This window comes from Cupriavidus pauculus, assembly GCF_002858765.1.
Taxonomy (GTDB): Bacteria; Pseudomonadota; Gammaproteobacteria; order Burkholderiales; family Burkholderiaceae; genus Cupriavidus; species Cupriavidus pauculus_B.
On sequence record NZ_PJRP01000008.1, the window covers coordinates 255543 to 268962 of the forward strand.

A 13420-nucleotide genomic window follows, 5' to 3' on the forward strand; every position below is an offset into this window, starting at 1 on the left:
GATGACAATGCCGCGATGCTCAATCCCGTCTGGATCCGCACCTTCGCCACGGTGGCCACCGCGCACAGCTTTACCGATGCCGGCCGCCAGCTTGGCTTGTCGCAATCGTCGGTCAGTGACCACATCCGCCGCCTGGAACAAAGCGTCAACCGGCGCCTGTTCGTGCGCGACACCCACTCGCTGGCGCTCACGCCCGATGGCGAGGCCCTGCTGGTGCATGCCCGCCTGATCCTGGAATCGCTGGCGCGCGCCGAGCAGCAATTCAGCGCGCCGCGCCTGCAGGGTCGCGTCCGGCTCGGTTGTTCCGAAGACCTAGCACAGGGGCCCTTGCCCAATGTGCTGGCGGCCTTCCGCGCCACGCACCCCGACGTGGAACTGGAAATCACGATCGGCATGACAAGCAAGCTGTACGAATGGATCGAGGCCGGCACGCTGGACCTGATCATCGGCAAACGGCGGGAGGGGGAACGGCGCGGCGTGCCGCTGTTTCGGGGCCAGCTTGAATGGCTGGCGCGGCCGGGCACCGTGGTCGATGTGGGGCAGCCGCTACCGCTGATCCTGGTCAACGAGCCCAGCGTCACGCGATCTGTGGTGCTCGACACCCTGGCCACGGCCGGCTGGCGCTGGCGCGTGGTCTGCACCAGCAGCAGTCACTCGGGCTGCATCGCCGCCGCACGCGGCGGCCTTGGCATCACGGTACGGGCGCAGAACCTGACCGGCGGCGGGCTGGTCCCCCCGGTCAACGTCGATGCCCTGCCCGCCCTGCCCGACGTCGAATTCATCACGCTGGCCGCGCGGCGCCTGTCGCGCCCGGCCGATACGCTGTTGCAACTGATCCGCAAGAGCGACCTGCGGGCGCGGATGGACTGACGCGCCAACCGGCCGGGCCGTTAGCGATCGGCCCGACGGTCAGGCCGCCGGCAGCAGCGTGCGCAACGCCTGCCAGGCCGTCAGCAGGTGATAGGGCGTGGTCGACGGCATTTCGGCGCGCACGACGGCGCCGTCCGGCGCTAGGCACTCGTGCCAGCCGCCGGCATGCAGAAAGCGCGCGCGGAACCGCTCGATCCAGGTTTCCAGTTCGGCCAGCGCCGCCGCGTCCTCGTCGACCGATGCCTTGACCATCAGCGCCCGCGCGAATTCGGTCTGCGCCCAGATCCGCTCGGTGGCGTCCTGCAGCGCGCCTTGGCCGTCCAGCGCGGCACAGACGCCAAAAGTGTCATCGGCCACGCCATGGCGGCGCGCGAACGCAAACGCCTGCGGCAATGAAGCGGCCAGCGGACCATCGGCAAATAGCGACGGGGCCGTCATGACCAGCGAATACCACTCGAACTGATGGCCGGGCTCGATCCGGTTGCCCACAGTGCCTTGCGGCAGTTCGGCAACGCACCCGTCGGCCGGGTCGACAAAACGGGTGTGCACGGCATCGGCCAGCGTTTTCAGGCGCTGCGCCATCCAGGCATCGCCGGTGACTTCCTGCGCCGCCAGGTAGGCCTCGGTCAGGTGCATGATCGGATTCTGCTGCACCCCGCTTTCGTTGGGCCAGAAGTTCTGGGCCAATGCCGCGTGATACAGGCCGTTGCCGTCGGCAAAGCGTGCCTCGATCACGGCGATGGTGCGCTGCATGACCTCCAGCGCGGCGGCGTTGCCACTGGCGCGGTAGTAATGCGCGCAGGCAAAGACCACGAAGGCGTGGGTATACAGATCGCGCGTGTTATCCAGCGGGGCGCCTTGCGCGTCGATGCTGTAAATCCAACCACCGGCGCCGTCGCCAAAATGGCGAACCAGCGAGTTGAACAGCGTTGCCGCGTGCGCCAGGTTGCCCATCGTCGCAAAGACATAGAGCTGGCGCGCGCAGGCCATGGCGCGATAGCGCTTATCGGGCAGGGGCTGGCCGGACACGCCGTCCAGCGCCTCGTGCGCGAGTTCCATCGACGCATTCCAACCCGGCCCGGTCCAGGCCGGCAGGACGGCGGTGTCGAAATGCGCCAGCAGCGCGGCAATGCGGTCGGTAAGGGTCGTGGAAACAGGCATGGTAGAGGTCCGGTCTTCCGTCCCCGGGCGCGGCATGGCACCCAGGAACCCAAGGCCGCACACGATATCAGGACCGATGCCCCCAGCATAGGCCGCCGACGCCGCACCGCATCATTTCCTGCTGGAAATGCCGCGCTGCGGTGCTATGTTGAAAGTCCACCGGGGCCGCCCGCCTCCGTGGGGAATCAAGGGAGTACCGCCATGCAGACCCATCCAATGTCCCTGTCCGACCAGCGCCGCACCCTGGTCATGCATGTCATGGAAGACCCGCCAGGACGCTACACCTGGCGCATCGTCGTGGAGGAAAAATGCGGCGGGGCCGATTGCGACAGCACCATCGAGGCCCACACCAACTACCCGTCGCACGCCGAAGCCGAAGCCGCCTGCTGGGCCGCCGGCAACGGCATGCTCGATGGACCGCGCACCACAAGCGAAGTCACCGGCTCCAGACTGCCCCACTGACCGAGCCACAGAGCATTGCAATGCGTGAATATGCGTGACATTGCGTGATGATGCGACCCAATGAGCGCTTGAAGCACCACTAAGCCCCTTGAACATGGCCGGTGTCCGCCATAGGCTGAAAACCCGTAGGGAGAAAAGCGATGGACAAGCCGACCGTTAGCCCCAACCGCTTTGTCGAAATCCTGAACGAGCGGCTGACCCAGCATCCCCTGTATCGCGAGGGGATGCATGTCTATGCCATTCCGGCCCATTCGGACACCCCGCGCAGTCTGGTCTGCGTGGGGCCACGTGGCACCGAGGGGATTTGCGCCACGATCGAAAACATCGTGCGCGGCGAGTGCGACGTCTTCCCGGACATTGCACAGGAACGGCATCGCCAACGACAGGGCCCGCAACGCGCGCATCAGGCACGCTGAACGGCAAGGTCATCCGATGACTGGCCATGGCCGGCGCACCGCGTCGGCCTGCCACGCCCCCCCCTTTTACCGCCCCACCAACCATCGCGCCGACCGGCCCGCTGACTGGCCCGCCGGCTGGACTGTCTTTTTCGACACAATCCTGCACCAACCGCTCCGGCTGGATACAATGACTGCCGCTATCCCTGCCCGGAGCGCCGATGAAGAAAGCATTCGATATCGAAGGCGAGGTAGACGGCTTGCCCGTTGCTCGCGCCAAGTCGATCCAGGAAACCAGCGAGGCCCGCGCCGCCGCCGTGGCCGCCACCATAGCCCGCGCAGCCATCGACCAGGCGGACCACGCCATGCGCAACTGGACCGATCCGCTCGACGGCTCGGTGCGCATCGGCTCCACCGAGCATCTGCGCATGTTCTGCAACATGTTGCTGCAGACCCACAACCCCTATAAACCGTCGGTCATCGACTGGCCGACACTGTCGCCCGACGCGCTCAAGCGCGTGACCTCGCTACCGATCTGGGATATCGCCGTGCAGACCGAGGGGCGCGCATCGGTGCGCGTGCACAGCTTTGCCGCCCGCCAGAAGGACGCCCTGCTGCGCAGCGCGCTGGAAATGGACGGCGACGAAGAGTCCCGCCACAAGGTAGTGCTCTCGAAGCTGGTGCAGGCGTATGGCATCACGCTGGCACCGGAGCCCGAATACGTGCCGCCCGCCGACGCGGAATGGGGCTGGCTGGTCACCGGCTACAGCGAATGCATCGACAGCTTCGCCGCGTTCGGCCTGTTCGCGGCGGCGAAGGATTCGGGGTTTTTCCCGGCCGAGCTCGTAGAAACATTTGAACCGGTGATCCAGGAAGAAGGCCGCCACATCCTGTTTTTTGCCAACTGGGTGGCCTGGTATCGAGCCAGCCTGCCCTGGTGGCGCCACCCGGCCTTTGCGCTCAAGGTCGCGCGCGTCTGGCTGTTCCTGATCCGGGAGCGCATCGGCCTGGCCAAGGGTATCGACGTCAAGGCGGACGGCACCGCGCAGGACGCCAACTTTCCGATGAACGCAGCCGAATCGCTAGGCCAGACGCTGTCGGCGGGCGCCATGATCGATCTGTGCCTGACCGAGAACGAACGGCGCATGGCGGGGTATGATGCGCGGCTTGTCCGGCCAACCACCGTGCCCAGGCTGGCCCGCCTGGCGCGGCGTTTCATCAAATAAGAACCCATGCTGCTGTTTGGATTGTCCCTGCTGACCCTGGTGGTCTGGTGCGTGCTTGTCTTCGCCCGCGCCGGATTCTGGCGCGTGCGCAAACCCGCGCCCTCCCCCCAACCAGCCCAATGGCCGCCCGTCATCGGCGTGATTCCGGCCCGCAACGAAGCCGACGTCATTGCTCGCGCCGTGACCGGGGTGTTGAGCCAGCAATATCCCGGCCGCTTGCAGTTGGTAGTGGTGGACGACCACAGTACCGACGGCACGGCCGATATTGCGCATGCCGCCGCCGTTTCGATCGGCAAGGGCGACGCGCTGGCCGTGATCGGCGCGCGGGACCTGCCGGCCGGCTGGAGCGGCAAGGTCTGGGCGCAGTCCGAGGGGCTGGCAGCCGCCGACCAGCGCATGCCTGACGCCGCGTTCGTGTTCCTGACCGATGCCGACATCTGGCACGGTCCGCAGACCGTCCGCGAACTGGTAGCCCGCGCCGAGCACGAGCAGCGCGACCTCACCTCGCTGATGGTGCGGCTGCGCTGCGAATCGTGGTGGGAACGCATGATCGTGCCGGCTTTTGTCTTCTACTTCGCCAAACTCTACCCCTTCAAGAGCGTGGCCGACCCGCGCAGCAAGGTGGCCGGTGCAGCCGGCGGCTGCATGCTGGCGCGCCGTTCGGCGCTGGCCCGCATTGGCGGGTTCGCGGCCATTCGCGGCGAGTTGATCGACGATTGCAGCCTGGCGGCGAAGATCAAGGCGGGAGGTTCGATCCGTCTGGATCTGGCCGACGACAGCGTGTCGCTGCGTCCCTACGACGACTGGCAGAGCCTGTGGCACATGATTGCGCGCAGCGCCTATACACAGCTGCACTATTCGCCGTTGATGCTAGCGGGCGCCACCCTGGGCATGATCCTGACTTATCTGGCACCGCCCGCACTGGCACTGGCCGGCGGTTCGGCAGCGTGGCCGGCCTGGCTGGCATGGATGCTAATGGCGGTCAGCTACCGCCCGATGCTGCGCGAATACCGCCAGCCCGCCTGGCTGGCGCCGCTGCTGCCGCTGACGGCCCTGTTCTATCTGGGTGCCACGCTCGATTCGGCACGCCGCTTCTATCTGCGCCGAGGCGGCCAGTGGAAGGGCCGCAACCAGGCGCCCGTCCGCTCCTGAGCGTCTTGGACGTCGGGCCGGCCTCGGCCCGACCCGACCCGACCGATCCGCCCGCTACTTCAGGTGGCCGTTGTCCCGGAACCAGTTCAACGCATCGCGCAGCGCCTCCTGATAGGGGCGCGCGGTGTATCCCAGTTCGCGCTCGGCCTTGGCCGAGGTAAAGAACATCCGGTATTGCGACATCTTCAGGCCGTCAACGGTCACGAACGGCTCTTTTTTCGTGAATTGCGCGACAGCTTCGGCCACCCGTGCAATCGGATACAGCGGCCAGCGCGGCAGTTCGATGGTGGGCGCCTTGCGGCCAGCCATGCCGGCGATGTCGGCCAGCATCTGCCGCAGCAGCACGTCCTGGCCGCCAAGGATGTAGCGCTCGCCGATGCGGCCTTTGTCCAGCGCCAGGAAATGACCGTTCGCCACGTCGTCCACATGGGCCAGGTTCAGGCCCGTATCGACAAATGCCGGGATCTTGCCGGTGGCCGCCTCGACGATGATCCGGCCAGTTGGTGTGGGCCGTACGTCACGCGGACCGATGGGCGTGGACGGATTCACGATCACGGCGGGCAGCCCTTCAGCCACCAGGCGCTCCACCTCGCGTTCGGCCAGCACCTTGCTGCGCTTGTAGGCGCCAATGGCCTCGTGGCCCGCCATGGCCGCGGTCTCATCCACCGGTCCGGTCGCACCGGCCACCCGCAGCGTGGCCACGCTGCTCGTATAGACGATGCGCTCCACACCGGCGTCGCGGGCCGCGTTCATCGTCGTGACCGTGCCGTCCACGTTGGAACGGACGATTTCCTCGGGATCAGGCGCCCACAGGCGGTAATCGGCCGCGACGTGGAACAGGTAACGCACCCCGGCCATGGCCCGCGCCATCAACGCCGGATCGCGCATGTCGCCCTCCACGACCTCAACCGGCAGGCCGGCCAGATTGGCGCGCGGGCTGGTGGCACGGACCAGCACCCGCACCTGGAAGCCGCGCTCCAGTGCCTGGCGCATGATCGAGGAACCCAGGAAGCCCGAGGCCCCTGTCACGAGAATGCAATTGTGAATTTCAAATCCCCTATGGGCGTTGCGGACGCGTTGAACGAGAATCCGCCGTTATACAAGTAGCAGGGCCGCATTTTCACCGGAATGACCCTGTTGGCAACAGCCAACGCGGCGGCATGAAAATCCGACCCGGTATATAGTACCTACCGTGAACCGGAAAAGTGATGCCGGAATACCAAAATAACTGATGTCTTCGAATCTTCACAAGAGGGTCGGGGGGCCGTCTCTATGCAGGTGATACTCGCCCAACCCAGGGGCTTTTGCGCCGGCGTAGTCAGAGCGATCGAGATCGTCGACCGTGCCCTGATCAAACACGGCGCCCCCGTGTATGTGCGCCACGAGATCGTGCACAACAAGCATGTTGTCGCGTCATTGCGGCAAAAAGGCGCACGCTTCGTCGAGGAACTCGACGAAGTGCCGAGTGACGCCGTCACCATTTTCAGTGCCCACGGTGTCTCGCGCAGTGTGATTGCCGAGGCACAGCGTCGCGAATTGCATGCGATCGATGCCACCTGCCCGCTCGTCATCAAGGTGCACAAGCAGGGCCGCCAGTACGCGGCCGCCGGTCGCCATGTGATCCTGATCGGCCACGCCGGCCACCCCGAGGTGGAAGGCACGATGGGGCAGATACCGGGCAAGGTGCTGCTGGTACAGAACGAGGCCGAAGTGGCCCGTCTGAACCTGCCCGCCGACGCACCTGTGGCATATATCACCCAGACCACGTTGTCGGTAGACGACACCCGTAATATCATTGCGGCGCTCCACCAGCGATTTTCCGATCTGGTGGGACCCAGCACGCGCGATATCTGCTATGCCACGCAAAATCGGCAAAGTGCGGTACGGGACTTATCGGCGCGGGTCGATGTCATTCTCGTGATCGGGGCGACCAACAGCTCGAACTCGAACCGGCTGCGCGAAATCGGCACGGAAAGTGGCGTGCCGAGTTACCTGATCGCCGACGGCAGCGAACTGGACCCGAACTGGGTCCGCAATGCCGAAGTGGTTGGCATTACCGCGGGTGCCTCGGCACCCGAAGACATGGTGGAAGACGTCATTGCCGCCCTGCGACGCCTTGGTCCGGTCAACGTATCGGTCATGGAAGGCATCGAGGAGCATGCCGAATTCCGCCTGCCGGCTGAACTAGCCGATGCAACGCTGGCCCCAGGGGCCAGAAGAACAACTGATATCAGTGACGTCCAGCTTGCCGACCACACGGCGGCCGGTTGAATGACACACTGAACCTGACAGGAAGCACCCCCTTGGCCATTCCGTTTCTCCAGGTCGCCCGCGTAGGCGCCTACATCGCACGCAAGCATCTGTCCGGGCAAAAGCGTTACCCGCTGGCCCTGATGCTCGAACCCCTTTTCCGCTGCAATCTGGCCTGCTCCGGCTGCGGCAAGATCGACTATCCGGACCCCATCCTGAACCAGCGCCTGTCGGTGCAGGAATGCCTGGAAGCGGTTGATGAATGCGGCGCACCCGTGGTGTCGATCGCCGGCGGCGAGCCGCTGCTGCACAAGGACATGCCGGAAATCGTGCGTGGCATCATCGCCCGCAAGCGTTTCGTCTACCTGTGCACCAACGCCCTGCTGATGGAAAAGAAGATCGACCAGTACGAGCCCAGCCCGTATTTCGTGTGGTCGATCCATCTGGACGGCGACCGCGAGATGCATGACCACTCGGTGAACCAGGAAGGCGTGTACGACCGCTGCGTCGAAGCCATCCGCATGGCCAAGGAACGTGGCTTCCGCGTGAACATCAACTGCACGCTGTTCAACGATGCCAAGCCGGACCGCGTGGCCAAGTTCTTCGACTCGGTCAAGGCCATGGGCGTGGACGGCATCACGGTGTCGCCGGGCTACGCCTACGAGCGCGCCCCGGACCAGCAGCACTTCCTGCACCGCGGCAAGACCAAGCAACTGTTCCGCGACATCCTGTCGCGCGGCAACGCCGGCAAGAACTGGGCGTTCAGCCAGTCCACGATGTTCCTGGACTTCCTGGCCGGCAACCAGACGTACAAGTGCACGCCGTGGGGCAACCCGGCACGCACCGTGTTCGGCTGGCAGCGTCCGTGCTACCTGGTCGGCGAAGGCTACGTGAAGACCTTCAAGGAACTGATGGAAGGCACCGACTGGGACGCCTACGGGGTTGGCAACTACGAAAAGTGCGCCAACTGCATGGTGCACAGCGGTTTCGAGGCAACGGCCGTGGCCGATACGTTCTCGCACCCGCTCAAGGCGCTGGGCGTGAGCCTGCGTGGCGTGAAGACCGATGGCCCGATGGCCCCGGATGTGCCGCTGGACAACCAGCGTCCCGCCGAATACGTGTTCTCGCGTCACGTGGAGATCAAGCTGGCCGAAATCGGCAACCTGAAGAAGGCGCAAGGCAGCCGCGCCGAAGCCGCGCAAGCCGCACAGGTTCACTGAACACCATGAAAAACGGCCGTTCGATCGTAATCGACGGCCGTTCTGAAGAAAAACCGGGACTGGGCAACCAGCCCGGTTTTTTTATGGCTGGCGCCCGGGCAGGCGTGCCGCTTACCCGCGTGCGTTGTGACTGTTCAGGTACTTGATCAGCCCATCGATGCCGTCGCGCGCCACGATGTCCGCGAACTGCTTGCGATACACCTCGATCAGCCACGCGCCCATCATGTTGATGTCGTAGATCTTCCAGCCGTCGGCGCCCTTCTGCAGACGGTAGTCGATCAGCATTTCGTCGCCATTGTTGAGCACCCGCGTGGCCACGACCGCATCATTGGCGTTATTGCCAGACTTGGCGGGCTTGTACGAGAACTTCGGGCTTTGCTCGCGCAGTTGCGACAGCGACACGGCATAGCTGCGCACCAGCAGTGCGGTGAACTGTTCCTGGAGCGTTTTTTGCTGCTCCGGAGTGGCCTGCTTCCAGGCATTGCCCACCGCGAGGCGGGTGGTACGGCCAAAATCGGTGTAAGGCAGGAATTCGCGCTGGACCACGCCGGTAATTTTTGCAAGGTCGCCGGCGCGGGTTTCAGGATCGGTTTTGATCTTGGTGATCACGCCCTCGACAGCAGACTGCACGAGCTTGTCCGGCGAGGCGCTGGTATTGACCTGCGCATGCGCGCCAGACATGACGACCACCGCGGCGATCGGCGCGATGATTGCGGCGGGGAAGATTCCGTAACGGTTCATGACTCATCAAAGCAATACGGCCGGGTTGGCCAGTCAGCCCAGTATATAGCGGATCGCGTTGTGGCCTCGCGGCAGGGCGCGCGTGGCGGCAGGTGCGGAATGCCCCGCTTCAACCGCTATACTCCGGGTGCCGCCCATGTGCCCCCGCCGGAACGGGCGCTGAAGAAACAGGACTCATGATCAGACCGCTGCTGGTTCGCACCGTCAAATTCGCCACCGTTCACGCCTGGCTCGTGATCGGCATCGCCCTGCTGCTGACCCTCGGCAGTGGCATCTATGTTGCTCGCAATTTCGCCATCAACACCGACATCAGCCGCCTGCTGGAATCGGACGCGCCCTGGGCCAGGAACGACGCCGCCATCAGCGCCGCGTTTCCGCAGCGCGACAAGATGATCCTGGCCGTCGTGCAGGCTCCCGCAAAGGAACTGGCCGACGCCGCCGCCAACGAGCTGGCCAATGCGCTGCGGCAGCAGCCCAACCGCTTCAAGGCCGTGGGGCAGCCCGGCTCGGGGCCGTTCTTCGAGCGCAATGGACTGCTGTTCGCCGATACCGCCAGCGTCCAGGACATGGCCGGCAAGCTTGGCCAGGCCCGGCCGCTGCTGAACAACCTGGCGCACGACCCCACGCTGCGCGGCCTGTCCGACCTGCTCACCACCACGCTGAACCTGCCGCTACAGCTTGGTCAGATCAAGCTGTCCGACATGGACCGGCTGCTGGGCGAAAGCGCCCGCACCATCGACGGCGTGCTGGCCGACAAGCCCGTGGCGCTGTCGTGGGCAGGACTGGTCGACGACAGCCTGAAGCCCAATGCCGACGGGCGCGCCTTCAGCTTCGTCACGCTGTCTCCGGTGCTGGACTTCAGCGACCTCAAGGCCGGCTCGGGTGCCAGCGACGCCATTCGCGCCGCCGCCACGCAACTGAAGCTGACCGAGCGCTACAACGCCGTGGTGCGCCTGACCGGCCCGCAGCCGCTGGCCGACGATGAATTTGCCTCGGTCAGCGAAGGCGCCGCGCTCAATGGCGTGCTGACGCTGATCGTGGTGATCGGCATCCTGTGGATGGCCCTGCGCTCCGCCCGCCTGATCACGGCGGTGCTGGTAAGCCTGATCTCGGGCCTGATCATGACGGCTGCGCTGGGCCTGATGATGGTGGGCGCGCTGAATATGATCTCGGTAGCCTTCGCCGTGCTGTTCGTCGGGCTGGGGGTGGATTTCGGCATCCAGTTCGGCGTCCGTTATCGTGCCGAGCGGCATGACCACGGCGACCTGGACCAGGCCCTGACACTGGCCGCCCGCGACGTGGCCGGCCCGCTGACGCTGGCCGCAGCCGCCACGGCGGCGGCCTTCTTCTGCTTCCTGCCCACCGATTACCGTGGCGTGGCCGAACTGGGCAAGATCGCCGGGGTGGGCATGTTCATCGCCTTCGCCACCACCTTCACGATGCTGCCGGCCCTGATCCGCGTGCTGGCACCGCGTGCCGAGGAAGAGATGCCCGGCTTTGGCTGGCTGGCACCGGCCGACACCTTTTTCGAGCGCCATCGCAAGGGCACGCTGGTAGGCGTGCTGGCCGTGCTGATTGGCGGCGCCCCGCTGCTGCCGCACCTGCGCTTCGACTTCGATCCGCTGCACCTGAAAGATCCACACTCGGAATCGATGTCGACGCTGCTGGCGCTCAAAGACGCGCCGCAGGCCGGCACGGACGACGTCAAGGTGCTGGCGCCGACGCTGAAGGATGCCGAAGGCACGGCCACGAAGCTCAAGGCGCTGCCCGAGGTGGCGCGCGTGGTCACGCTGAAGACCTTCATTCCCGACGACCAGGCGCCCAAGCTGGCCATCATCGCCGGCATGGCAAAGAGCCTGATGCCGGTGCTGACACAGCCGACCGCCACGCCGGCCACCGACGCGCTGCGCGTGGCGTCGCTACGCAATGCGTCGCGCCAGCTGTCGCTGGCCGCGCTCGATCATCCGGGCCCGGGCGCCGAATCGGCCGATCATCTGTCTCGCGCACTCAAGCAGCTGGCCGACGCGACGCCTGCCGTGCGCGACCGGGCGGAACTGGCCGTGGCCCTGCCGCTGCGCCTGGCGCTGGGCTCGCTGCAAAGCGCGCTGCAGCCCGAACCTGTGTCGCAGCAGACGCTGCCGCCTGAACTGGTGCGCGACTGGCTCGCGCCGGATGGCCAGGCACTGCTCAACGTGAGCCCGAAACTGCCGCCGCCCGGTGCCAAGAACGAAGCCGCCCGCGAGGCCGCGCTGAGCAGCTTCATCGCCGTGATGGCCCGCGTGCAGCCTGACGCCACTGGCGGCCCGATCGCCATTAAGGGGTCGGCCGATACCATCATGACCGCCTTCATCCACGCCGGCATCTGGGCGGTGCTGTCGATCACGGTGCTGCTATGGATCACCCTGCGCCGCGTGGGCGACGTGCTGCGGACCCTGATTCCGCTGCTGGTGTCCGGGCTGGTGACGCTGGAACTGTGCGTGGTGTTCGGCATCTCGCTGAACTTTGCCAACATCATCGCGCTGCCGCTGCTGCTGGGCATTGGCGTGGCATTCAAGATCTACTACGTGATCGCCTGGCGCCACGGCAAGACCAAGCTGCTGCAGTCCAGCCTCACGCACGCGGTGCTGTACAGCGCGGGCACCACGGCCACGGCCTTTGGCAGCCTCTGGCTGTCGCATCACCCGGGCACGGCCAGCATGGGCAAGCTGCTGGCGCTGGCGCTGCTCTGCACGCTGGCCGGTGCGGTGTTCTTCCAGCCGATCCTGATGGGCCGCCCGCGCCGCGAACTGAACGGCCGTGCGGAACCGCTCGGGCCGTCGCTACCCCCTCTCTCGGTGGCTACGACCATGGCACAATCTGCCGATAAATCTGCAGGGTCGGATTCTGGCAAGTCCCGGCGGTAGCCCGGGCGCCTACCGGCGCAGTTCGGACTGACGCGTCCCGGCACGACCGGGCGCGCCGTCCCCACATCACAAGAAACGAACAAGACTGTCTCGACATGCTCTCCCGTCTTTCGCTCCTGCGCGCCGCGGCGCCTGAATCGCCCCGGCTTGCCACCGCCCTGGCTGCCGCATCGCTGACCCTGCTGGCCACCGGTTGCGCCACGGGCCCCAATGCCAACCCGGCCGACCCGTTGGAGCCGATGAACCGGGCGGTCTTCACGGTCAACGACAAGGCCGACACCTACGTGGCCCAGCCGCTGGCCAAGGGCTACAAGGCTGTCACGCCGGAGCCGGCACGCCTGGCCGTCACGAACTTCTTCAACAACTTCTCGGACGTCGGCAACTTCGCCAACAACGTGCTCCAGGGCAAGCCCGTGGAAGCGGTGGAAACGATGATGCGCGTGGCGGTCAACACGGTGCTGGGTATCGGCGGCCTGATCGACGTGGCCACGGCAGCCGGCATGCCGCGCCACTCCACCGACTTCGGCCTGACGCTGGGTACCTGGGGCGTGCCGGCGGGTCCGTACCTGGTGCTACCGCTGTTCGGCCCCAGTTCGATCCGCGACGGCGTGGGCGTGGCAGGCAGCATCTTCCTGGACCCGGCGCACTACTTCGATACGGCCTGGCGCTATTCGATGTTTGGCGTCAACGTGGTGAACACCCGCACCAACATGCTGGGCGCCACCGACCTGCTGTCGCAGGCCGCGCTGGACAAGTACGCCTTCGTGCGCGACGCCTACACGCAGCGCCGCCAGTACCTGCTGACCGGCGGCGGCGACACGCTGCCGTCGTATGACGAGGACGAGGAATCGTCGACGCCGGCACCGGGGGGCAAGGCTGCATCCAAGACCCCGGAAGGCGAGGCCAAGCCCGACACGTCGACCAAACCCGAGACCCCGGCCACGCCGGCCCCGGCACCGGGCATGGCCAAGTAGCCAAAAAAAAACGCCCACGTCGGGGCACGACGTGGGCAGCAAAACCACGGATGCGGTGTCCGTGGC

Annotated in this window: 12 protein-coding genes; 9 read left to right on the forward strand and 3 right to left on the reverse strand. The window is 65.9% G+C overall.

Annotated features, from left to right (window positions below):
- Positions 1 to 15 precede the first annotated feature (15 nt).
- Entirely contained in the window at positions 16 to 870 is an 855-nt protein-coding gene (locus CYJ10_RS18445; protein WP_092598093.1) for a LysR family transcriptional regulator, read from the forward strand.
- Positions 871 to 909: 39 nt separating this feature from the next.
- Here the strand turns inward: CYJ10_RS18445 and CYJ10_RS18450 are convergent, their stop codons facing one another.
- The gene (locus CYJ10_RS18450) at positions 910 to 2031 is read right to left on the reverse strand and encodes an AGE family epimerase/isomerase (protein ID WP_101682918.1); all 1122 of its coding nucleotides are present in this window, start codon (positions 2029 to 2031) and stop codon (positions 910 to 912) included.
- Positions 2032 to 2232: 201 nt separating this feature from the next.
- Here CYJ10_RS18450 and CYJ10_RS18455 point away from each other — a divergent pair, with 201 nt between their 5' ends.
- The 4 genes from CYJ10_RS18455 (at position 2233) to CYJ10_RS18470 (ending at position 5266) form a co-directional block, all read left to right on the forward strand.
- Complete coding sequence (locus CYJ10_RS18455) at positions 2233 to 2493, forward strand: hypothetical protein (protein ID WP_101682919.1); 261 nt, start codon at positions 2233 to 2235, stop codon at positions 2491 to 2493.
- A 140-nt stretch (positions 2494 to 2633) separates the two neighbouring features.
- Positions 2634 to 2909: a hypothetical protein gene (locus CYJ10_RS18460; RefSeq protein WP_101682920.1), complete on the forward strand. Its 276-nt coding sequence runs from the start codon at positions 2634 to 2636 to the stop codon at positions 2907 to 2909.
- Positions 2910 to 3253: 344 nt separating this feature from the next.
- Positions 3254 to 4114 carry a ferritin-like domain-containing protein gene (locus tag CYJ10_RS18465; protein WP_180862986.1) on the forward strand — a complete coding sequence of 287 codons (861 nt, stop codon included), beginning with the start codon at positions 3254 to 3256 and terminating at the stop codon, positions 4112 to 4114.
- A gap of 6 nt (positions 4115 to 4120) precedes the next feature.
- On the forward strand, positions 4121 to 5266 hold the full coding sequence (locus CYJ10_RS18470; protein WP_180862980.1) for a glycosyltransferase: 1146 nt from the start codon (positions 4121 to 4123) through the stop codon (positions 5264 to 5266).
- A gap of 54 nt (positions 5267 to 5320) precedes the next feature.
- Here CYJ10_RS18470 and hpnA read toward each other — a convergent pair whose 3' ends face one another.
- Positions 5321 to 6313, reverse strand: a complete 993-nt coding sequence (hpnA, locus tag CYJ10_RS18475) for a hopanoid-associated sugar epimerase (RefSeq protein ID WP_101682922.1) — start codon at positions 6311 to 6313, stop codon at positions 5321 to 5323.
- A 225-nt stretch (positions 6314 to 6538) separates the two neighbouring features.
- On the opposite strand from hpnA, the gene ispH reads away from it, so the two are divergent.
- Together ispH and hpnH are read left to right on the forward strand one after the other, a co-directional pair.
- A complete protein-coding gene (ispH, locus tag CYJ10_RS18480) occupies positions 6539 to 7537 on the forward strand; it encodes a 4-hydroxy-3-methylbut-2-enyl diphosphate reductase (RefSeq protein WP_101682923.1) in 999 nt (332 codons plus the stop codon).
- A 32-nt stretch (positions 7538 to 7569) separates the two neighbouring features.
- Positions 7570 to 8736: an adenosyl-hopene transferase HpnH gene (gene hpnH, locus CYJ10_RS18485; protein WP_101682924.1), complete on the forward strand. Its 1167-nt coding sequence runs from the start codon at positions 7570 to 7572 to the stop codon at positions 8734 to 8736.
- A 111-nt stretch (positions 8737 to 8847) separates the two neighbouring features.
- Here the strand turns inward: hpnH and CYJ10_RS18490 are convergent, their stop codons facing one another.
- Entirely contained in the window at positions 8848 to 9477 is a 630-nt protein-coding gene (locus tag CYJ10_RS18490) for an MlaC/ttg2D family ABC transporter substrate-binding protein (RefSeq protein ID WP_101682925.1), read from the reverse strand.
- 176 nt (positions 9478 to 9653) lie between these two features.
- Between CYJ10_RS18490 and CYJ10_RS18495 the strand changes: the two genes are divergently transcribed.
- A complete protein-coding gene (locus CYJ10_RS18495) occupies positions 9654 to 12380 on the forward strand; it encodes a hopanoid transporter HpnN (RefSeq protein WP_101682926.1) in 2727 nt (908 codons plus the stop codon).
- A 95-nt stretch (positions 12381 to 12475) separates the two neighbouring features.
- Positions 12476 to 13354, forward strand: a complete 879-nt coding sequence (locus tag CYJ10_RS18500) for an MlaA family lipoprotein (protein ID WP_101682927.1) — start codon at positions 12476 to 12478, stop codon at positions 13352 to 13354.
- Positions 13355 to 13420 lie beyond the last annotated feature (66 nt).

Bases quoted from the DNA above. Each gene is read 5' to 3' on its own strand.
- ispH (WP_101682923.1), top strand. From the start codon at position 6,539: ATGCAGGTGATACTCGCCCAACCCAGGGGCTTTTGCGCCGGCGTAGTC.
- CYJ10_RS18445 (WP_092598093.1), top strand. From the start codon at position 16: ATGCTCAATCCCGTCTGGATCCGCACCTTCGCCACGGTGGCCACCGCG.
- CYJ10_RS18455 (WP_101682919.1), top strand. From the start codon at position 2,233: ATGCAGACCCATCCAATGTCCCTGTCCGACCAGCGCCGCACCCTGGTC.
- CYJ10_RS18495 (WP_101682926.1), top strand. From the start codon at position 9,654: ATGATCAGACCGCTGCTGGTTCGCACCGTCAAATTCGCCACCGTTCAC.
- CYJ10_RS18450 (WP_101682918.1), bottom strand. From the start codon at position 2,031: ATGCCTGTTTCCACGACCCTTACCGACCGCATTGCCGCGCTGCTGGCG.
- CYJ10_RS18460 (WP_101682920.1), top strand. From the start codon at position 2,634: ATGGACAAGCCGACCGTTAGCCCCAACCGCTTTGTCGAAATCCTGAAC.
- CYJ10_RS18465 (WP_180862986.1), top strand. From the start codon at position 3,254: ATGCGCAACTGGACCGATCCGCTCGACGGCTCGGTGCGCATCGGCTCC.
- CYJ10_RS18470 (WP_180862980.1), top strand. From the start codon at position 4,121: ATGCTGCTGTTTGGATTGTCCCTGCTGACCCTGGTGGTCTGGTGCGTG.
- CYJ10_RS18500 (WP_101682927.1), top strand. From the start codon at position 12,476: ATGCTCTCCCGTCTTTCGCTCCTGCGCGCCGCGGCGCCTGAATCGCCC.
- CYJ10_RS18490 (WP_101682925.1), bottom strand. From the start codon at position 9,477: ATGAACCGTTACGGAATCTTCCCCGCCGCAATCATCGCGCCGATCGCC.